19 protein-coding genes are annotated in these 18769 nt (G+C 63.6%); 15 read left to right on the top strand and 4 right to left on the bottom strand.

What is annotated here, in order from left to right:
* The first annotated feature begins 18 nt into the window (after positions 1-18).
* The 5 genes from def (at position 19) to AC07OE_RS14970 (ending at position 4071) form a co-directional block, all read left to right on the top strand.
* Positions 19-528 (top strand): peptide deformylase, encoded by a 510-nt coding sequence (def, locus tag AC07OE_RS14990; RefSeq protein ID WP_495071377.1) that lies wholly within the window; start codon positions 19-21, stop codon positions 526-528.
* A gap of 33 nt (positions 529-561) precedes the next feature.
* Complete coding sequence (gene fmt, locus AC07OE_RS14985) at positions 562-1551, top strand: methionyl-tRNA formyltransferase (protein WP_495071595.1); 990 nt, start codon at positions 562-564, stop codon at positions 1549-1551.
* On the top strand, positions 1551-2315 hold the full coding sequence (locus AC07OE_RS14980) for an AzlC family ABC transporter permease (protein WP_495071376.1): 765 nt from the start codon (positions 1551-1553) through the stop codon (positions 2313-2315). The genes fmt and AC07OE_RS14980 overlap by 1 nt, the downstream gene beginning before the upstream one ends.
* A complete protein-coding gene (locus AC07OE_RS14975; RefSeq protein ID WP_495071375.1) occupies positions 2312-2680 on the top strand; it encodes an AzlD domain-containing protein in 369 nt (122 codons plus the stop codon). The genes AC07OE_RS14980 and AC07OE_RS14975 overlap by 4 nt, the downstream gene beginning before the upstream one ends.
* Positions 2681-2877: 197 nt before the next feature.
* A complete protein-coding gene (locus tag AC07OE_RS14970; RefSeq protein WP_495071374.1) occupies positions 2878-4071 on the top strand; it encodes a phosphoglycerate kinase in 1194 nt (397 codons plus the stop codon).
* Between the two features lie 96 nt (positions 4072-4167).
* Here the strand turns inward: AC07OE_RS14970 and AC07OE_RS14965 are convergent, their stop codons facing one another.
* Positions 4168-5142 carry a response regulator gene (locus AC07OE_RS14965; protein ID WP_495071373.1) on the bottom strand — a complete coding sequence of 325 codons (975 nt, stop codon included), beginning with the start codon at positions 5140-5142 and terminating at the stop codon, positions 4168-4170.
* A 162-nt stretch (positions 5143-5304) separates the two neighbouring features.
* On the opposite strand from AC07OE_RS14965, the gene pyk reads away from it, so the two are divergent.
* From pyk to copM, 7 genes are all read left to right on the top strand, one after another.
* A complete protein-coding gene (gene pyk / locus AC07OE_RS14960; protein WP_495071372.1) occupies positions 5305-6738 on the top strand; it encodes a pyruvate kinase in 1434 nt (477 codons plus the stop codon).
* Between the two features lie 152 nt (positions 6739-6890).
* Positions 6891-7955, top strand: coding sequence for a class II fructose-bisphosphate aldolase (gene fba, locus AC07OE_RS14955; protein ID WP_495071371.1), 1065 nt, complete (start codon positions 6891-6893; stop codon positions 7953-7955).
* 114 nt (positions 7956-8069) lie between these two features.
* Entirely contained in the window at positions 8070-8762 is a 693-nt protein-coding gene (locus tag AC07OE_RS14950) for a hypothetical protein (RefSeq protein ID WP_495071370.1), read from the top strand.
* Between the two features lie 87 nt (positions 8763-8849).
* Entirely contained in the window at positions 8850-9755 is a 906-nt protein-coding gene (locus AC07OE_RS14945) for a phosphoribosylaminoimidazolesuccinocarboxamide synthase (protein ID WP_495071369.1), read from the top strand.
* A gap of 156 nt (positions 9756-9911) precedes the next feature.
* Positions 9912-10493 (top strand): DJ-1/PfpI family protein, encoded by a 582-nt coding sequence (locus tag AC07OE_RS14940; RefSeq protein ID WP_495071368.1) that lies wholly within the window; start codon positions 9912-9914, stop codon positions 10491-10493.
* Positions 10494-10545: 52 nt separating this feature from the next.
* Positions 10546-10923: a ribbon-helix-helix domain-containing protein gene (locus AC07OE_RS14935; protein WP_495071367.1), complete on the top strand. Its 378-nt coding sequence runs from the start codon at positions 10546-10548 to the stop codon at positions 10921-10923.
* A 93-nt stretch (positions 10924-11016) separates the two neighbouring features.
* Positions 11017-11415, top strand: coding sequence for a CopM family metallochaperone (gene copM / locus AC07OE_RS14930; RefSeq protein ID WP_495071366.1), 399 nt, complete (start codon positions 11017-11019; stop codon positions 11413-11415).
* Positions 11416-11420: 5 nt separating this feature from the next.
* On the opposite strand, the gene AC07OE_RS14925 is transcribed toward copM, so the two are convergent.
* Positions 11421-13550, bottom strand: a complete 2130-nt coding sequence (locus AC07OE_RS14925) for a substrate-binding domain-containing protein (RefSeq protein WP_495071365.1) — start codon at positions 13548-13550, stop codon at positions 11421-11423.
* 99 nt (positions 13551-13649) lie between these two features.
* Complete coding sequence (gene trxA / locus AC07OE_RS14920; RefSeq protein WP_495071364.1) at positions 13650-14606, bottom strand: thioredoxin; 957 nt, start codon at positions 14604-14606, stop codon at positions 13650-13652.
* A 102-nt stretch (positions 14607-14708) separates the two neighbouring features.
* Between trxA and purE the strand changes: the two genes are divergently transcribed.
* From purE to AC07OE_RS14905, 3 genes are read left to right on the top strand one after another with little or no spacing between them, the layout of a single operon-like run.
* Positions 14709-15212: a 5-(carboxyamino)imidazole ribonucleotide mutase gene (gene purE, locus AC07OE_RS14915; RefSeq protein ID WP_495071363.1), complete on the top strand. Its 504-nt coding sequence runs from the start codon at positions 14709-14711 to the stop codon at positions 15210-15212.
* Positions 15209-16414: a 5-(carboxyamino)imidazole ribonucleotide synthase gene (locus AC07OE_RS14910; protein ID WP_495071362.1), complete on the top strand. Its 1206-nt coding sequence runs from the start codon at positions 15209-15211 to the stop codon at positions 16412-16414. The genes purE and AC07OE_RS14910 overlap by 4 nt, the downstream gene beginning before the upstream one ends.
* 31 nt (positions 16415-16445) lie before the next feature.
* On the top strand, positions 16446-17489 hold the full coding sequence (locus tag AC07OE_RS14905; protein ID WP_495071594.1) for an L-threonylcarbamoyladenylate synthase: 1044 nt from the start codon (positions 16446-16448) through the stop codon (positions 17487-17489).
* A gap of 9 nt (positions 17490-17498) precedes the next feature.
* On the opposite strand, the gene AC07OE_RS14900 is transcribed toward AC07OE_RS14905, so the two are convergent.
* Complete coding sequence (locus AC07OE_RS14900) at positions 17499-18644, bottom strand: IQM protein middle domain-containing protein (protein ID WP_495071361.1); 1146 nt, start codon at positions 18642-18644, stop codon at positions 17499-17501.
* Between the last annotated feature and the right edge of the window lie 125 nt (positions 18645-18769).

The raw sequence follows: 18769 nt of genomic DNA, 5'->3' as shown, positions 1-18769 counted from the left end.
ATCTTTGAAGATGTTGCCATGGCTTTACTCCCGATTCTTTGCTACCCCGACCCCAAACTCCACACTGTGGCCAAACCCATTGCCGCGGTGGACGCGCGCATCCAGCAGCTCGCGGCGGACATGCTGGAAACCATGTACGACGCCAAAGGCATCGGCCTGGCGGCCACGCAGATCGATGTGCACGAGCGCCTGATCGTCATCGACGTGTCGGAAGAGCGCGACCAGCCCATGGTGCTGATCAACCCCGAGCTGGTCTGGACGAGCCCGACCACCCACCTGAATGAAGAGGGTTGCCTGTCGGTGCCCGGCATCTACGACGGTGTGACCCGCTTTGATGCAGTACATGTGAAGGCGCTGGACGAAAAGGGCAACAGCCGTGTGATCGAGGCCGATGGCCTGTTGGCCGTCTGTGTGCAGCACGAGATGGACCATTTGCTGGGCAAGGTGTTTGTGGAATACCTGTCGCCCCTCAAGCGCAACCGCATCAAGACCAAGATGATCAAGGCCAAGCGCGAGGAATCGCGCTAAGTGGCTGCCGCATCCGGCCAGGCCGCGCGGCCCTTGCGCGTCATCTTTGCCGGTACGCCGGAATTTGCCCGCGTGGCGCTGGAGCGGCTGCATGCCGCCGGCCACACCATCGCCCTGGTGATGAGCCAGCCGGACCGCCCGGCCGGGCGCGGCATGAAGCTGCAGGCCTCTGCGGTCAAACAGTTTGCGCTGGACCATGCCATTCCTGTGGCTCAGCCGCGCAGCCTGCGCCTGGACGGGAAATACCCTGAAGACGCCGCTGCGGCGCGCCAGGCTATTGCCGACGCACAGGCCGATGTGATGGTGGTGGCCGCTTATGGCCTGATCTTGCCGCAATGGGTGCTCGACGACATGGCGGCCGGCGGCAAGCTCGGCTGTCTCAACATCCACGGTTCCTTGCTTCCGCGTTGGCGCGGTGCTGCGCCCATCCACCGCGCGATTGAAGCCGGCGATGCCGAGACCGGCGTCACCATCATGCAGATGGACGTGGGGCTGGACACGGGCGACATGCTGCTCAAAGAGGCGCTGCCCATTCTGGACACCGACACTACGGCCACGCTGCACGACAAGGTGGCCGATTTGGGTGCCGCCATGATCGTGCAGGCGCTGGATCTGGCCGCGCAGGGTGCCCTGCAGCCGGTCAAACAGCCCGACGCGGGTGTGACCTACGCCCACAAGATCGAAAAGCACGAGGCGCCGATCGACTGGCGCCTGGATGCTGCGACCATCGTGCGTCGGGTGCGTGCCTTCAACCCGTTTCCTGGCGCCAGCACGGTGCTGAACGGGGAAACCATCAAGGTCTGGGGCGCGCAGGTCGGGCAAGGAGTCAGTCGTGTGGATGCAGGACAAATAGTGGCGCTAGCCCCCGAAGGTATTGCGGTGGCAGCTATGAATTCCATAGCAATTTTGACCGAGCTGCAACGCCCTGGGGGCAAACGTCTGCCGGCGGCCGAGTTCCTGCGCGGCTGCCCGCTGCAAGAGGGCCAGCGCTTCGAGCCGCCCCCGGCTTCTGAGGCGCCTTGATGTTTTTCCTGCGTAGCAACTACACACACCCCGCGTTCCGCCGCGGCTTTGAGGACATGCTGGGCGTCTCGCCCGGCATCGCCGCCTGGGGCTTGATGACCGGCGTGGCCATGGTCAAGTCTGGCATGAGCACGGTGGAGGCGCTGTTCATGGCGCTTACCGTGTTTGCGGGCAGCTCGCAGCTGGCGGCTATTCCGCTGCTCATGGCGGGCGCACCTGTGTGGATCATTCTGGTGACGGGCTTTTGCGTGAACCTGCGCTTTGTGGTGTTCAGCGCGCACATGCGGCCCTACCTCATGCACCTGCCGCGCTGGCAGCGCCTCATCACGGGTTACCTGTCGGCCGACCTGACCTATGTGCTCTTCGTCAAGCAGTTCGCCCACCCCGCCACCGATGAGGCGGGCCGCGCCGAGCAGATCGCCTACCTGGCTGGCAACGGCGGCATCAACTGGTTCAGCTGGACATGCAGCAGCGTGCTGGGCGTGGTGCTGGCTAACTTTGTACCCACGTCCTGGGGCCTGGGCTTTGCGGGCATCCTTGCGCTGGTGGGCATGATGGCCTCGCTGGCCACCAGCCGCCTGCGCTGGGTGTCGGCCGGCGTAGCCGGGGCGGCGGGCGTGGCGGCGTTTGCGCTACCGCTCAAGCTCAACATCCTGGTGGCGATTGCCGTGGCGGTAGCCGTGTGCCTGTTGCTGGACAAGCGCCCCGATACCTCGCATCCGCCGCACCACCCAACGCCGCAACCGCCCAGGGAGCCTGCATGAGTCTGGACAGTTTCTTGGTTGGCACCACCGATGGCTGGACCCTGCTGACCACCTTCGGTCTGGCCTGTGTGACCGTAGTGGCGCGCTCCTTCTTCTTCATCACGGACAAAGACTGGTCGCTGCCGGCCTGGGCCCAGCGTGGCCTGCAGTACGCGCCGATTGCGGCCTTGTCGGCCGTCATCGTGCCCGAAATCGTGATGTCGCAGGGGCAACTGATCCACACGCTCAAGGATGCGCGCCTTTACGCGGTGCTGGGCGGTTTGGCATTCTTCGTCTGGCGCCGTGGTGCCGGTCAAGCGGTGTTGGGCACCATTGCCTCGGGCATGGCCGTCTACCTGCCATTGCATATCGGCCTGGGCTGGTAAGCATGTGGCCCCCACGCTCCGCCGCTGCGCGGGTCGCTGCCCCCCGAGGGGGCTAACTCGCCTTGGGGCGGCCCGGCGGCGAGTTGCCGCTCCGGTTCCGTTGTCGTTACGTCCGGGCGCGTCCGGCGCACTTCTACAATGCCGTCAGTTGCCGCACCCGTGCGCGCCTTTCAACTCCCCGAACCTGAGGTTTCCCCATGCAAGTGATCCGTTTTTCTGACCTGGTTGCCCAAGGCAAAGTCGCTGGCAAGCGCGTGTTCATCCGTGCCGACCTGAATGTGCCGCAGGACGACGCTGGCAATATCACTGAAGACACCCGTGTGCGTGCCAGCGTGCCCGCCATCCAGATGGCGCTGGACGCCGGTGCCGCCGTCATGGTGACCAGCCACCTGGGCCGCCCCACGGAAGGCGAATTCAAGCCCGCCGACTCGCTGGCCCCTGTGGCCAAGCGCATGGGCGAGCTGCTGGGCCGCGAAGTGCCTGTCATCGCCAACTGGACGGACGGTGTCGACGTGAAACCCGGCCAACTCGTGCTGCTGGAAAACTGCCGCGTGAACAAGGGCGAGAAGAAGAACGACGAAGCACTCGCCAAGAAAATGGCCGCGCTGTGCGACATCTTTGTGCACGACGCCTTTGGCACCGCCCACCGCGCCGAAGCCTCCACCTACGGCATCGCCCAGTTCGCGCCCATCGCCTGCGCTGGCCCGCTGCTGGCGGCCGAAATGGACGCTATCAGCAAGGCTCTGTTGGCGCCCAAGCGCCCGTTGGTCGCCATCGTCGCCGGCTCCAAGGTGTCCACCAAGCTCACCATTCTGAAGAGCCTGGCCGAGAACGTGGACCAGCTGATCGTGGGCGGCGGCATTGCCAACACCTTCATGCTGGCTGCGGGCCTGAAGATCGGCAAGAGCCTGGCCGAACCCGATTTGCTGGACCAGGCCAAGGCCGTGATCGAAGCCATGAAGGCGCGTGGCGCTGCGGTGCCGATCCCCACCGATGTGGTGACCGCCAAGACCTTTGCTGCCGACGCGCCCGCCACGATCAAGGCCGCCACCGATGTGGCCGACGATGACCTGATCCTGGACATTGGCCCGCAGACTGCCCAGGCCCTGGCTGACCAGCTGAAAAAGGCCGGCACCATTGTCTGGAACGGCCCCGTGGGCGTGTTCGAATTTGCCGCGTTTGAGAATGGCACCAAGGCCATCGCCCAGGCGATTGCCGAGTCCAGCGCCTTCTCCATCGCTGGCGGTGGCGACACCTTGGCGGCGATTGCCAAGTACGGCATCGAGAAGCAGGTGGGCTACATCAGCACAGGCGGCGGCGCCTTCCTGGAGGTGCTGGAGGGCAAGACCCTGCCCGCGTTCGAGATTCTGACCCAACGCGCTGCGGGTTAAGTTGCTATTGAATTAGTAGCTGCCCACAAAAATTCTGCGGGGGCTAGAGGCACTTTTTGGCATGAACGCCGGAAGGTGCCTTTGTTTTTTGGAGGGTTAGAGCGTGAGCGGCGCCGGCGCGGTGTCCAGGCTCGCGCAGCACACCTGGCCGCGACCGCTGTGTTTGGCGCGCTGCAGTTGGGCGTCTGCCAGCGCCAGCAGGTCGCTGGCCTGGCCGCTGTGCGGGCTCACGCGTGTGCCCAGACCCACGCTGACCGACACCACCTCGCCACCGGGCAGGCCGCTGTGCGGCAACTGCAGCTGGCGCACGCGGCGCTCCATGTCTTGCGCCAGGGCCAACGCGTCCTCGTGCGAGGTGTCGGGCAGCAGACAGGCAAACTCCTCGCCGCCAAAGCGGGCCACCACATCCGCCGGGCGGCGCAGCACCGATTTCAGCGTCACCGCGATCAGGCGCAGGCAGTCATCACCGGCCTGGTGGCCGTGGCGTTCGTTGTAGGCGCCAAAGTGGTCCACATCTAGCAGCACCAGTGAGAGCGACAGGCCACTGCGTGCCGCGCGCGCCCACTCGGTGGCCAGCTGCTGGTCGAAATAGCGGCGGTTGAAGACGCCCGACAGGCCGTCCAGCAGCACCAGCTTCTTGAGCAGGTCGGACTGGAATTTGACGGTCAGGTGGGTGTGCACGCGGGCGCGCACCACGGCAGGGTTGATGGGCTTGGCGATGAAGTCCACCGCGCCCAGGCTCAGGCCGTGTGTCTCCTGGCCGGCGTCGGGGCGGGCGGTGACAAAGATGATGGGGATGTCAGAGGTGGCCTCTTGTGCCTTCAACTGGCGGCACACGGCAAAGCCGTCCATGCCCGGCATCAGCACGTCCAGCAGCACCAGGTCCGGCGGGTTGCTCTGGCACACGGCCAATGCCTGTTCGCCCGACGTGGCCATGAATACCTGGTAGTCCTCTGCAAACGCCTGTACCAGCAGCTGGATGTTGATGGGCTGGTCGTCCACCACCAAGAGCTTGGGCTTGCCGTGGGTGCTGTCCAGCAGTGCGGCAGTATGGGTGGCGGGGGCGGGCATGGAGGAAATGGGGCACAGGCGTCGGGCGGGCAATCATTCAACCACGCACCGCGCCCAAGCGCCCTCGGGGCTAACCCCTGCTCTGCCTTTCTTGTGCCTGCGCTGTAACTCTTACAGGACCTTACGTGTGAAAATAGGTAACACACTCTAGGAGACCGTTTCATGCCCAGTCGCGCTACCAAAATCGTTGCCACCCTCGGACCCGCCTCCAGCGACGCCGCCATCCTGGAGCAAATGATCCGTGCCGGCGTCAACGTGGTGCGACTGAACTTCAGCCATGGCAAGGCACAAGACCACATCGACCGTGCCCGCCTGGTGCGCGAAGCCGCCCAACGCGCCGGTCGCGAAGTGGCCATCATGGCCGACCTGCAGGGCCCCAAGATCCGCGTGGGCAAGTTTGCCGAAGGCAAGGTGTTCCTGGAGCCTGGTCAGAAATTCGTTCTGGACGCTGCGCGCACAGAGCTGGGCGATGTCAACGCTGTGGGCCTGGACTACAAGTCCCTGCCCAACGAAGTCAAGGCCGGCGACGTGCTGCTGCTCAACGACGGCCTGATCGTGATCACCGTGGACGCGGTGAAGGGCGAGCAGGTGCACACCACCGTGAAGCTAGGTGGCGAGCTGTCCAACAACAAGGGCATCAACAAGCAGGGTGGTGGCCTCACCGCCCCCGCCCTGACCGGCAAGGACATGGAAGACATCCGCACCGCGATGAGCTTCCAGGCCGACTACGTGGCCGTGAGCTTCCCCAAGAACGCCACCGACATGGAAATGGCGCGCCAGTTGTGCAACGTGGCGGCTGCGGAATACAACCACAAGCCCGGCCTGATCGCCAAGATCGAACGCGCGGAAGCGATCCCCCGCCTCGAAGAAATTTTGTTGGCCTCCGACGGCATCATGGTGGCCCGGGGTGACCTGGCTGTAGAGGTTGGTAACGCTGCCGTACCTGCGCTACAAAAGCGCATGATCAAGCTGGCCCGCGAGCACGACAAGGTCGTCATCACCGCCACGCAGATGATGGAATCCATGATCACCAACCCCGTGCCCACGCGCGCCGAGGTGAGCGACGTGGCCAACGCCGTGCTGGACGGCACCGATGCCGTGATGCTGTCCGCCGAGACGGCCGCCGGCAAGTACCCGCTAGAAACCGTCATTGAAATGGCGAAGATTTGCCTGGCTGCCGAAGGCAGCGAGCACGTGAAGCTGGACGCCGACTTCACCGGCAAGACCTTCACCCGCATCGACCAGTCCATCGCCATGGGTGCCCTGTTCACGGCCCACCATTTGGGTGCCAAGGCGATTGTGGCCATGACCGACAGCGGGAGTACCGCGCTGTGGATGAGCCGCCACCTGATCCATGTGCCGATCTACGCGCTGACGCCCAAGGTCACCACCCAGCGCAAGATGACGCTGTACCGCAATGTGCGCCCGTTGTTGATGGGTTCCAGCGCCGACCGCGACACCGCGCTGCTGGAAGCCGAAAAGCACCTGAAGACCCGTGGCATCGTGCAAAAGGGCGAGATCTACGCCATCACCTGTGGCGAGCCCATGGGCGCACCCGGCGGCACCAACATGCTGAAGATCTGCGCCGTGAACTGATCCGGTTCACACCATAAAAAAGGGGGCCTCAGGCCCCTTTTTTTGCGTCCGACCGCGGGTAAACCCTTGACGGTTAGAATCGCTCAACGGTAAAAGTTACCAAGCGGTTACCAAACCAGCCGCTGCGAGTTTTTAACTTCCTGGGGATATCCATGGCACTCGTCTCGATGCGTGAGCTTCTCGACCACGCGGCTACGCACAACTACGCGATTCCCGCGTTCAACGTCAACAACCTGGAGCAGGTCCAGGCCATCATGGAGGCGGCCAAGGAAATCGGCGCCCCCGTGATCATGCAGGCCAGCGCCGGCGCCCGCAAATACGCAGGCGAGCATTTCCTCAAGCACCTGATCCAGGCTGCCGTGGAAAGCTACCCCACCATTCCCGTGGTCATGCACCAGGACCATGGCCAGAGCCCGGCCGTCTGCCAAGGTGCGATCGACCTCGGTTTCAGCTCCGTCATGATGGACGGCAGCCTGGAGGCCGATGGCAAGACGATTGCCAGCTATGAATACAACGTCGAAGTGACCCGCAAAGTAGTCGATATGGCGCACAAGCTGGGCGTGACGGTGGAAGGAGAGCTGGGCTGCCTGGGCTCGCTGGAAACCATGCAAGGCGACAAGGAAGACGGCCACGGCACCGATGCCATCATGACCCGCGAACAGCTGCTGACCGACCCCGAAGAAGCCGCCGATTTTGTGAAGCGCACGCAGCTGGACGCACTGGCCATTGCCATTGGCACCAGCCACGGCGCCTACAAGTTCACGCGCCAGCCCACGGGCGACATCCTGGCGATTGAGCGTATCAAGGAAATCCACGCCCGCATTCCCAACACCCACCTGGTGATGCATGGCTCCAGCGCCGTGCCGCAGGACCTGCTGGCCGCCATCAACCAGTACGGTGGCGCCATGCCCCAGACCTGGGGCGTGCCGGTGGAAGAGGTGCAGCGCGCCATTCCGTTCGGCGTGCGCAAGGTCAACATCGACACCGACATCCGTATGGCCATGACCGCCGCGGTGCGCAAGTTCCTGTTCGAGAACCCTGACAAGTTCGACGCCCGCGAATGGCTCAAACCCGCCCGCGAAGCCGCCAAGCAGCTCTGTAAGCAGCGCTACATGGAGTTTGGCTGCGAAGGCCAGGCCGCCAGCATCAAGGGCCACAGCCTGCAGGTGGTGGCTGGGCAGTACGCGCGCGGGGAGCTGGCGCAAGTCGTCCAGTAAGCCATTTTTTCGCGCTGACCCGAACGCCCCTGGCGCACCCCGTGCGCCGGGGGCGTTTTGGTTTTGGGGTGAGGCTAAACTCGTTGCTCCAATAAACCCGAGGGAGGAGACAACGTGAAGACAACATGGATGTGGTGGATGGTTGGGGCTGCAGCGCTGCTGACGGGCTGTGAGACTACCCAGCCCAAGCAGTTTGCACAGCCAGACGACTACGTGCCTTTGAGTGCGCTTCGTATCGAGAGCAAATTTCAGAGTGCCCAAGTGAATGCGGGCAATCTGGCAGTTGAAGCTGCCAAGTGCGTGCCGCAGGTGGTTGCGTCTGGCACGGGCGTCAAGGACACGGCGGCCAAATTGCCCTTGCCAGCGGGCACCACGATTGGGTTGGGCCACCTGAGTTCCGCCAGCCAGTTCCAGATCACCCGCTCCACCGGCATTTGTCTGCGCCAAAGCGAGGCGCGCTATGCCATCCTGGCAGCAGAGGCCTTTCTCGACACCGTGAATCCCGTGGGTGTGCCTCCAGACATCCTGGACGATTGGTACAAGCAGATTGCCAAGAGTTTGGCAGAGTCGGGTTCTGCCAAGGTCGTGTACGCCTATTCAAATGGCAATGCCACCGTAGCCTCCTACTGGCTGGGAAGCGGTTCAGAGCGCTATGTGCTGTACTACAGCCAGGAGTTCAAGAAGGCCGGTGCTTGGGATGAGGTGGGCTATGGACTGATCTTTCGCCACCCCGGCATCAGCTCGATGTCCGAAACCAAGCGCAACGGCGTGGACAGAAAGACCTACCTGCTTAGCCACCGGAACTAGGACGTGGCCCGGGGCCGCGTGAACTTGCGATAATCGAGGGCTCTGCCTTCCCGCATGGGGGCAGAGCCCTTTTATTTGTTGGATGCCATGACCTCTGCACTGCACACCTCCGCCCTGTCCCTTCCCCTGCTTGCCCGTGGCAAGGTGCGTGACAACTACGCCGTGGGCGATGACCGCATCCTCATGGTGGCCAGTGACCGTCTCTCGGCGTTTGACGTGATCATGGGCGAGCCCATTCCCGGCAAGGGCGTGCTGCTGACGCAAATGGCCCTGTTCTGGTTCGACAAGCTGGGCAAGAATGGCGCCAACATCTGCCCTAACCACCTGACCGGTGAAGCACCCGAAAGCGTGGTGCTGCCGTCGGAGGTGGCGCAAGTCACCGGCCGCTCCATGCTGGTCAAGCGCCTCAAGCCCATTCCGGTCGAGGCCGTGGTGCGGGGCTACCTGGCCGGCAGCGGCTGGAAGGAATACCAGGAGAACGGCGCGGTCTGCGGCGTGAAGCTGCCCGCCGGTTTGCAAAACGCCAGCAAGCTGCCCGAGCCCATCTACACCCCTGCCGCCAAGGCCGCCGTGGGCGACCACGACGAGAACATCACGTTCGAGAAAACCGTGGAGATGATCGGTCTGGACCTGGCCACCCGCATCCGCGATATCAGCATCCAGATCTACCAAACCGCGGCCGCCTTTGCGCTGACCAAGGGCATCATCATTGCCGACACCAAGTTCGAGTTTGGCCTGGACAAAGACGGCACGCTGGTACTCATGGACGAGGTGCTGACCCCGGACTCCAGCCGCTACTGGCCGCAGGAAAGCTACCAGGTGGGCACCAACCCGCCCAGTTACGACAAGCAGTTTGTGCGCGACTGGCTGGAAGCCGCCCTGGTGGACGGCAAGCCCTGGGACAAGACGCCCCCCGCGCCGCGCGTGCCGCGCGAGGTGATCGAGAAAACCGCCGCCAAGTACCAGGAAGCCCTGACGCGCCTGACCGCCTGATTCAGAAGGTTTTGGGGCTCTAGCCCCCGTCAGCATTGCACAAGCAGCTATTGTTTTGGTAGCGTTTTGGCAGTGCCGGGTGTAACAACCCGGTACCACCACGCACGGCGCGTGGCGCCCAACAATCGGTTTCCCATTTACAACGAGGAGACTGACATGGCGGGCAAGAAAATCCTGATGATTTGCGGTGACTACTGCGAAGACTACGAAACCATGGTGCCGTTTCAGGCGCTGCTGGCCGTGGGCCACACGGTGCATGCGGTGTGCCCCGACAAGAAGGCGGGCGACCACATCAAGACGGCCATCCACGACTTTGAGGGCGCGCAGACCTACAGCGAGAAGCCTGGCCACAACTTCACCCTGAACGCCACCTTTGCCGAGGTGCAGGCCAGCAGCTACGACGCACTGGTGATTCCCGGCGGCCGCGGCCCCGAGTACCTGCGCACCTACCCCGCCGTGGTGGCTGCGGTGAAGCACTTCTTCGAGGCCAACAAGCCTGTCGCCGCGGTGTGCCACGGTGCGCAGCTGCTGGCCGGCGCCGGCGTGCTCAATGGCCGCACCTGCTCGGCCTACCCGGCCTGCCGGGTGGAGGTGGAGATTGCCGGCGGCACCTACGCCGACATTGCCATTGATGCGGCCCACACGGATGGCAACCTGGTCAGCGCCCCCGCCTGGCCCGCACACCCGGCCTGGATTGCGCAGTTCCTGACGCTCTTGGGTACACGTATTTCCCATTGACGTCTTGGGGGCTGGCCCGCACCATGCGGGGCAGCCTACCGAGGAGACCGCCATGTGCCAAGTGTTCATCAGCGCCGACCCCGCCCTGTACGAAAGCCGCGCCCGTTCGGTGCGGCTGCACGGCGTGGCCACCAGCATCAAGCTGGAAAACCTGTTCTGGCAGGTGCTCGACGAGATTGCCACGCGCGACGGCATGAGCGTGCCGCAGCTCTGCACCAAGCTCTACGACGAGCTGGTAGAGGAGCGCGGTGAGGTGGACAACTTTGCGTCCTTTCTGCGCGTGTGCTGTGGCCGCTACATGGCGCTACAACTTAGCGGCGGCATTCCGCAGGACGTGGACATTCCCATCCGCAGCCTCAACGCCGAGCGCGTGCTGGCTACCGAGCGCTACCCCGCTGCCAGTGGGGGAGCGCAGCGGCGGGCTGCTTGAAGGGATTTTGATCCAGCGCAAACCCGGTCGGGAACCTTGGTGGCCCCCGGCGCTCTACCTGCCACCTGCGCTGTGCAGTGATGGAAGAAACGTATGCAAACACTGATTTCCCGGGGCCGTGCCGTGGCCGCCTTGACCTTCACCTTGTCGACCTTGCTGCTGACCTCCGGCACCTGGGCGCAGGACAAAGACCCTCACGCGGGCCACACCATGGCAGCCAGCGGTGATGCATCGCCTGCCAGCGTGGCCTATGAAGCCGCCAACGCCAAGATGCACAAAGACATGTCCGTGGCTTTGACCGGTGATGCGGACCGCGATTTTCTGGCGGGCATGATTCCCCATCACCAGGGCGCCATCGATATGGCCGAAGTGGTGCTGAAGTACGGGAAGGACCCCAAGGTGAAGCAGCTGGCCCGCGGCATCATTCGCGCGCAAAAACACGAAATTGCGATGATGACAGCGTGGCTGAAGGCTAAAGAGGCCGCCAAGTAGGTCCACTATTCCAAGTGAATGGCGGGCGCGTGCAGCGGCAGGGTGATGTCGAAATGCGTGGCCTTGCCCACTTCGCTGCGCACCTCGATTTTTCCGCCCAGCGTGTGTTCCACCAGGCTGTGCGTGATGCTCAGTCCCAAGCCCGAGCCGCCTCGGCCAAACCGGGTCGAGAAAAAGGGGTCAAACACGCGCGGGATGTTCTCGGGCGCAATGCCCACGCCGTCGTCTTCCACCACGAGCCGCACCCACCCCGATGAATCCGTGGCGGCCTGGATGCCGATATGGCCTTGTGCGCGACCTTCCAGTCCGTGGATCACGGCGTTGTTGACCAGGTTCATCAGCACCTGCTCCAGCGCGCCTGGGTGGCTGTGCATCTCTATGTCACCGGGAATGCTGCATTCCAGCGTTACCGACGTCTTTTTCAGGGTGGGGGAGAGCAGGAGCAGGGTTTCCTCCACCAGTGACGCCAGCAGAAACTTGCGGGGCTGCGCGCTGGACTGGTCAATCGCCACTTGCTTGAAGCTGGAGATCAGGTGCGCCGTGCGCACCAGGTTGCGCTCCACCAGGTCGGAGCCACTGCCAATGGCCTCCATGAAGTGTTGCAGGTCCGAGCGCTTGATGCCCTTGGCCACCTGATCCTCAAACGCCTTGCACTGGTCTTTCAAGGTGGTCGCGGCCAACATGGCATTGCCAATGGGCGTGTTGAGTTCATGCGCCACGCCTGCCACCAGGGCGCCCAAAGCGGCCATTTTTTCGGAGGTCACCAGAATGCGGTGGTTGTCTTGCAGCGCCTGGTTGGCTTTCTCCAGGTCCGCGGCATGCTGGGCCAGCAGGGCCTCTGCCCGTGTTCGCTCCGTGATGTCATCGGCCATGCACAGGATGTATGCGGGTTGGTGCTGTTCGTCGTAAATGGGGATTTTCCGGGTGTGCACGTAGCGGACACCAAAACCTGGAATGTCGGTCCGTTCAACAGGAATTTCCAGCGCAATGCCGGACGCCATCACCGTGTGGTCTTCCTGCCAATACCGCTGCGCATCTGCCTCACCAAACAAATCAAAAACGGTTTTGCCCAGATGCTGGTCACGTGACAAGCCCAGCCAGGCTTCGCGGGCCTTGTTCACACGGATGTAGCGAAAGTCCTTGGCCTCCTTCACGTAAAGCATGGTGGGGATGTTGTCCAGCAGTGTCTCCAGAAAAGCGTTGCTTTGCTTCTGCTCCTGGTTGCGGGTCACCAAGTCTTGGGTGATGCTGGGGAAGATGCTGAGCGCGCGCAAGGCGGCCTCACCCAAATTGGACGGGGTGACGATTTCCGTCTCCAGCACGATCTGCGAGCTCTGCGGGCTTTCCCCGTGCACCATCTGCAGCGCTGCCTGGATGGCCGCATCAGCCATACGGTCCAGGGGCTGGTGCACCGAGGCGTGCATGCGGCCTTGGGCCATGGCCACCAGCCCTTCGGGCATGGCATCAAAGCCCGTGACCAGCACTTGCTCCACCAAACCCGCCTGGCTCAGCACTTCGTTAATGCCCAGCGACGCTTCGTCGCTGGTGCTCATGATCGCGACCAGGTCGGGATGGGCGGCCAGGGCTTGTCGTGTCAATGCCACCGCCTGGGTGCGCAGGTCGGTCTCGGAACTCCAGTCCAGTGCACCGTCAAACACCAACTCAATGTCAGGGTACTTCTCCAGTGCGCGCAGGAACCCCTGGGTGCGCAGGCGCCCGGCCTCCATGCGTTGGTCGCCTTGCAAGTAGGCCACTTTGCCGCGCCCGCCCAGGTGCTGGCAGACATAGTCCGCCATGGCGAACTGGCCGCCAAAGTTGTCGGCACTGATGGTGAGAAAGTGGTCGTCTCCACCCGGTGAACCGTCCACGGCAATCACATGGACGCCCTGTTCGCGTACCTCGTGCAGAACGGCAATCAGGTCGGGCTGCTCGGTGGCCACGGGGCGCACGATGAGGGCCTGGATGCCCTGGTGCAGCAGGGCGCGGATTTCCGCAATCTGGCCTGGCAGAGAGCGCACAGGCCGGTTCAGTACCTCAACTCCCTGCGCTCGGCTGCAGATCTGGAGGTGGTAGTGGAAATACGTCCAGCACAGTGCATTGAGGTGCACAAAGCCGATACGGACAGGAGCTTGCATCAAAGGGGGCGCACAGGGACGCATGGATATGCGGGACACCCTACTGCAAATTACCCCCTTCTGCAACAGGGCGCCCCCGGGGGGGAGGCGCCTGCGGGATCAGTTCAGCGCCATGCTGAGTTTGCGGCGGTAGGCAGCGACAAGTTGTGCCTGTGGATCGGCCTCGGCCACGACCTTGCCCACCACTTCAATGCCGCCAGCCGTCTTGCCTGCATCCGCCGGGCTGGCCTTGGGCTTGGGCGGTGTCAGCAGTTCCAGAATGGCCACAAAGGTCTTGCGCGGCACCGCGTCGCCCCAGGCCTTGTCGCGCATCACAATTTCCAGGAGTTCGTCCATGGCGCCCGTCCAGTCACCGGCCACCATGAGCACGCGGGCTTTGGCCAGGCGGGTGTCAAAGTCGCGTTTGTTGGTGGCAATCAGCGCGTCGAACTGGTCGGGCGTCCATAGGCCGCGGTCGTCGGTCACCACGAACTTGATGGCGTCCAGAAACTGGCCCAGCGCCTCAAAGCGCAGTTGGCGGGGAATCTCCGTGAGCTTGGGTGCCAGCGCGGCTTCGGCGTCTTCGAGTAGGTCGTTTTCGATCAATAGCCGCACGTAGTCGTAGCGCGCATCGTCGTTGCCGGGGTTGATGGTCAGCGCCTCCAGCAGCTTGTTGAGCGCCGCCTGCGGGTCGCCAGCGGCCGCCAGCGCCTGGGCATCTTCGGCGTCGGCCTCGGCTTCCAGTGCGGCCTCAGAGGGCACGTGCTTGTCCAGGAATTCCTTGATCTTGCTCTCAGGAATGGCGCCCATGAAACCATCGGCAGGTTTGCCGTTGATCATCAGCACGCAGGTGGGAATGCTGCGGATGCCAAAGGCCTGGGCCAGTTGCTGCTCCTGGTCGGAGTCGATCTTCACCAGTTTGAAGCGCCCGGCGTACTCTTCCTCCACCTTTTCGAGCAGCGGGCCAATGACCTTGCAGGGGCCGCACCAGGGCGCCCAGAAGTCTACCAGCACCGGGACCTGGTGGGAGGCCGCGACGACTTCGGCCTCAAAGTTTTCGATGGTGACGTTGATCATTTGGGGTAGCTCGGGGTGAAAAAGTAAAATTCAATTCTGGCCAAGTGCGCAAACCCTGCGCCGCCAGCCCACCTGGCGCTCTGCAAAGCGCATTTCAGCACTATGAAAACCATTCAAATCGGCGTCGTCATGGGTTCCAGCTCGGACTGGGACACCATGCAGCACGCAGTCGATATTCTCCAGCAGTTTGGCATTGGCTTCGAAGCCAAGGTGGTTTCTGCCCACCGCATGCCTGACGACATGTTTGTCTACGCCGAACTGGCCGCCGAGCGCGGCCTGAAGGCCATCATTGCCGGTGCTGGCGGTGCCGCCCACCTGCCCGGCATGTTGGCCGCCAAGACCACGGTGCCTGTGCTGGGCGTGCCTGTGCCCAGCAAACACCTGAACGGCGTGGATTCCCTACACAGCATCGTGCAAATGCCCAAGGGCATTCCCGTAGCCACCTTCGCCATCGGCGCCGCTGGTGCGGCCAATGCGGCGCTGTTTGCCGTGGCCATGCTGGCCGCGAACAATTTTGATATGCGCATGGAGCTGGAGGCCTTCCGCCGTGACCAGACCCAAAAAGCCCAGAGCATGACCCTGCCGGTGACGGGCAGCGCGCAATGAGTGGTGTGTCTGACAGCCTGACCCTGGGAGGGGCCAAGGAAACGACGCTGGGCGTCATGGGGGGCGGCCAGCTGGGCCGCATGTTTGCCCACGCCGCGCAGCAAATGGGTTTTTTCACCGCGGTGCTGGACCCCGACGCCAACAGCCCGGCCGGCCGCATCAGCCACCACCACATCCAGACTGCCTACACCGACCCCGCGGGCCTGGCCCGGCTGGCGGAAGTGTCGGCAGCTATCACCACCGAATTCGAAAATGTGCCGGCCGAAGCCCTGACCCAGCTGGCCCAGAGCCGCCCGGTGGCGCCCAGCGGTGCGGCCGTGGCTATTGCCCAAGACCGGGCAGCAGAGAAGGCGCACTTTGTGAAGTGCGGCGTGCCCTGCGCCCCGTACGCCGTCATTGAGACGGCCGAGCAACTGGCCGCCGTGGATGCGAATCTGCTCCCCGGCATTCTGAAAACCGCCCGCATGGGCTACGACGGCAAGGGGCAGGTGCGTGTCAAAACGCCGGCCGAGCTGGCTGCGGCCTGGGCTGACCTGCAGGGCGTGACCTGCGTACTGGAGAAGATGCTGCCGCTGGCGCTGGAATGCTCGGTCATCGTGGCGCGTGCCGCCGATGGCAACTGCGTGAACCTGCCCGTGCAGCGCAACCTGCACCGCGACGGCATCCTGGCCGTGACCGAGGTGTATGAGGGAAATCTGCCTCCAGCCCTAGTGGAGCGTGCGGTGGCTGCTGCGAAATCCATAGCAGAGGGTGTGCAGTACGTCGGCGTGCTCTGCGTGGAGTTCTTCGTGCTGGACGAAAGCAACCCCGCCGCAGCGGGCTTGGGTGGCCTGGTGGTGAACGAGATGGCGCCGCGCCCGCACAACAGCGGCCACTACAGCATGGACGCCTGCGATGTCTCGCAGTTTGACCTGCAGGTGCGCACGCTGGCGGGCCTGCCGCTGGTGCAGCCGCGCCAGCACAGCCCGGCCATCATGCTGAACCTGCTGGGCGACATTTGGCCGAACGAAGGCCGTGATGGTGGGGTGCCCGACTGGGCCGCCGTGCTGGCGCTGCCCGGCACCCACCTGCACCTGTATGGCAAGCTGGATGCCAAACCCGGCCGCAAGATGGGCCACCTCAACATCACCGTTGCTACGGTGGAAGGCGTGCGCGCCACCGCCCTGGAGGCGGCGCGCATCCTCGGCATCGCCGCGTTCTGAGACCGCTGCGCCCATGATTGTCTCGGCCTACCTGTTTGCGGATGGCGTGGAGCTTGCTCCTGATTCGATAGCTGCTGCCGCACAGACCGTGCGGGCTGGAGGCCTGATTGGCTTGCCAACCGAGACGGTGTATGGCCTGGGCGCCGATGCCTCAGCCCCTGTGGCAGTCGGCAAGATCTTCACTGCCAAGGGCCGCCCGGCCGACCACCCGCTCATCGTCCACGTGGCCGCGTTTGATGGTGGCATGGGCGGTGTGGCGCATTACTGCTCCAAGGTGCCGGCCTTTGCCCAGCAGCTCATGTCGGCCTTCTGGCCCGGTCCGCTCACGCTGATCTTGCCGCGCCGTGATGGCGTGGGCGAGGCGGCGGCCGGTGGGCAGGACAGCATCGGCCTGCGCTGCCCGTCGCACCCCGTGGCGCAGGCGCTGCTGGCCGCACTGCGCAAGCCAGCCGAGGGCGAGACCGAGGTCTGGGGCGTTGCCGCCCCCAGCGCCAACAAGTTTGGCCGCGTGAGCCCGACCACCGCCGAGCATGTGCACGACGAATTTGGTGACCAGCTGCTGATCCTGGACGGCGGCCCCTGCGACGTGGGGATTGAGTCCACCATCATCGACTGCACGCGCGGCGCGCCCGTGCTGCTGCGCCCTGGTGCCATCAGCGCGACCCAGGTGGCGGATGCCTGTGGCCGTCAATTGCTATCAAAAGAAGAGCTGGATATGCAGAACCAGCCGGGGCCACGGGCCTCCGGGACCCTGGAGTCGCACTATGCGCCCAGCGCAACCGTGCGCCTGATGGATGCCAAGGCGCTGCAAGCCGCGCTGGACCTGCTGGCCAGCGCCCAGGCGCCCGATGCCAGGCCGATCATCGCGCTCTACCACCGCAGTCCGCTGCATGTGCGTTCGCCCCTGGTGGCCGCCCACCGCATGCCCACCCACGCCGCCCCCGCCGCGCATGAGCTGTTTGCCAAGCTGCGTGAGATGGACGCCCAAGGCGTCAAGCTGATCTGGGTGGAAGCGCCGCCCGATGCCACGGAGTGGGATGGGGTGCGGGATCGGCTGAGCCGCGCTGCGGCCTGATGCGCCGTTCTAAACCGGAACCTTGGCGGGCGTGGGCCCTTTGGCAAATCCCGTGAAGTCGCCGCCAGCGCGCAAGCATTCCAGCCCGCTGATCCAGACATCCTTGGCCTTGAAGGGGTCATTGACCAGAATTTCGTCCAGCTTGACGCCGCCTTGGTGCAGCAGGAACAGTGTGCGCGTGAGCTCGGCGGGGCCCGCTGTGTAGTGTCCGGTTTTGTTGGTCACCGCGACCACTTTTCCGTTGTTCACTGCAATTTCTCCAGCACCCTGTACCGGCGCGCCTGACAGGAAACTGGAGTGGTGGAATTCATTGACGATGTGGGAGTTAGAGTAGAAGGTGTTGTCCATTCCCACCACGTAAATCGCCCAGCCCTGGCCACTAAAGTGCGTGTGTTTGTTGCCCGTGTGGTAGTGGGCGCCGCCGGCATCTTTGACCAAGCCGCCGGTGATGGTGATGACGTAGTCCCGGCGTTCCACCTCATCGCAGTATTTGACGCGCTCTGTCTTCTTCAGGTTTGCCGTGTTGCCGACCCGGCCGTCGTTCTGGAAATACACGCCCATGGGGTCTTCATCACTCTGGGGGATCAAGACCTGTTGCACCCAGGTTTCAAATTTCAGCCGGGAGTTGGCGAGTTTGTATTTGGTGAAGCCAGCATCGAAATTCATTTTCGGCGCATGGCTACCGGTCACACGTTCTACCAGGTAGCCTTCGTTCAGGCGTTTGCCGACACGTCCACCACGGGTAACCACGCCTTTGGCATCCGCGGTGTACAGACCGGAGCCGATGTTATTCATCTTGGCCAACATTCCCCAGCGCTGGGCCGGCGTCTTGTGGTCGGTGTTGGCGTAAATGGACTCCACCATCACGGTAATTCTGGCGTGCACAGCGTCCAACAACGCCAGGATATGGGGGCGGGCCGCTCGGGTGGTTGCCGCCGGGTTGGCCGCGATCCAGCTGATGCACTCCTTGCGCAACTGGCGAAGGGGTGGGAGCCCGTTGACGTTCATCTGGTCACGCCAATATTCTGCGTTCTGGAGGTAACGCAGGATGTTGTCGATGATGGGGTCTTTCTTCTTGGTGATGGAAGAAATACCGGTTCGACCAATACGGGTCTTGAATTCCTTGGCTTGTGGAATACCGTGCACGTCAGGCATAGAGTCCCCTGTGTTCGCTGGATGGGCGGGGAAATACTACTCGAAGTCGCCAACAGGTTGCGCTGCAGGCGTTCGCGACAGGTGCCCCCAGACGCTGCTGATGCAAAAAGGGGATGCGCAAGCCC

The sequence above is a fragment of the Rhodoferax sp. GW821-FHT09E07 genome (genome assembly GCF_059416145.1).
The sequence above is the reverse complement of the archived record's forward strand: the minus strand, read 5'-3'. Positions and strand labels throughout refer to the sequence as shown.

Excerpts from the sequence above, each read along its gene's own strand:
- def (WP_495071377.1), top strand. The coding sequence starts at position 19 with ATGGCTTTACTCCCGATTCTTTGCTACCCCGACCCCAAACTCCACACT.
- AC07OE_RS14980 (WP_495071376.1), top strand. The coding sequence starts at position 1,551 with ATGTTTTTCCTGCGTAGCAACTACACACACCCCGCGTTCCGCCGCGGC.
- AC07OE_RS14975 (WP_495071375.1), top strand. The coding sequence starts at position 2,312 with ATGAGTCTGGACAGTTTCTTGGTTGGCACCACCGATGGCTGGACCCTG.
- AC07OE_RS14970 (WP_495071374.1), top strand. The coding sequence starts at position 2,878 with ATGCAAGTGATCCGTTTTTCTGACCTGGTTGCCCAAGGCAAAGTCGCT.
- AC07OE_RS14965 (WP_495071373.1), bottom strand. The coding sequence starts at position 5,142 with ATGCCCGCCCCCGCCACCCATACTGCCGCACTGCTGGACAGCACCCAC.
- pyk (WP_495071372.1), top strand. The coding sequence starts at position 5,305 with ATGCCCAGTCGCGCTACCAAAATCGTTGCCACCCTCGGACCCGCCTCC.
- fba (WP_495071371.1), top strand. The coding sequence starts at position 6,891 with ATGGCACTCGTCTCGATGCGTGAGCTTCTCGACCACGCGGCTACGCAC.
- AC07OE_RS14945 (WP_495071369.1), top strand. The coding sequence starts at position 8,850 with ATGACCTCTGCACTGCACACCTCCGCCCTGTCCCTTCCCCTGCTTGCC.
- AC07OE_RS14940 (WP_495071368.1), top strand. The coding sequence starts at position 9,912 with ATGGCGGGCAAGAAAATCCTGATGATTTGCGGTGACTACTGCGAAGAC.
- AC07OE_RS14935 (WP_495071367.1), top strand. The coding sequence starts at position 10,546 with ATGTGCCAAGTGTTCATCAGCGCCGACCCCGCCCTGTACGAAAGCCGC.
- copM (WP_495071366.1), top strand. The coding sequence starts at position 11,017 with ATGCAAACACTGATTTCCCGGGGCCGTGCCGTGGCCGCCTTGACCTTC.
- AC07OE_RS14925 (WP_495071365.1), bottom strand. The coding sequence starts at position 13,550 with ATGCAAGCTCCTGTCCGTATCGGCTTTGTGCACCTCAATGCACTGTGC.
- trxA (WP_495071364.1), bottom strand. The coding sequence starts at position 14,606 with ATGATCAACGTCACCATCGAAAACTTTGAGGCCGAAGTCGTCGCGGCC.
- purE (WP_495071363.1), top strand. The coding sequence starts at position 14,709 with ATGAAAACCATTCAAATCGGCGTCGTCATGGGTTCCAGCTCGGACTGG.
- AC07OE_RS14910 (WP_495071362.1), top strand. The coding sequence starts at position 15,209 with ATGAGTGGTGTGTCTGACAGCCTGACCCTGGGAGGGGCCAAGGAAACG.
- AC07OE_RS14900 (WP_495071361.1), bottom strand. The coding sequence starts at position 18,644 with ATGCCTGACGTGCACGGTATTCCACAAGCCAAGGAATTCAAGACCCGT.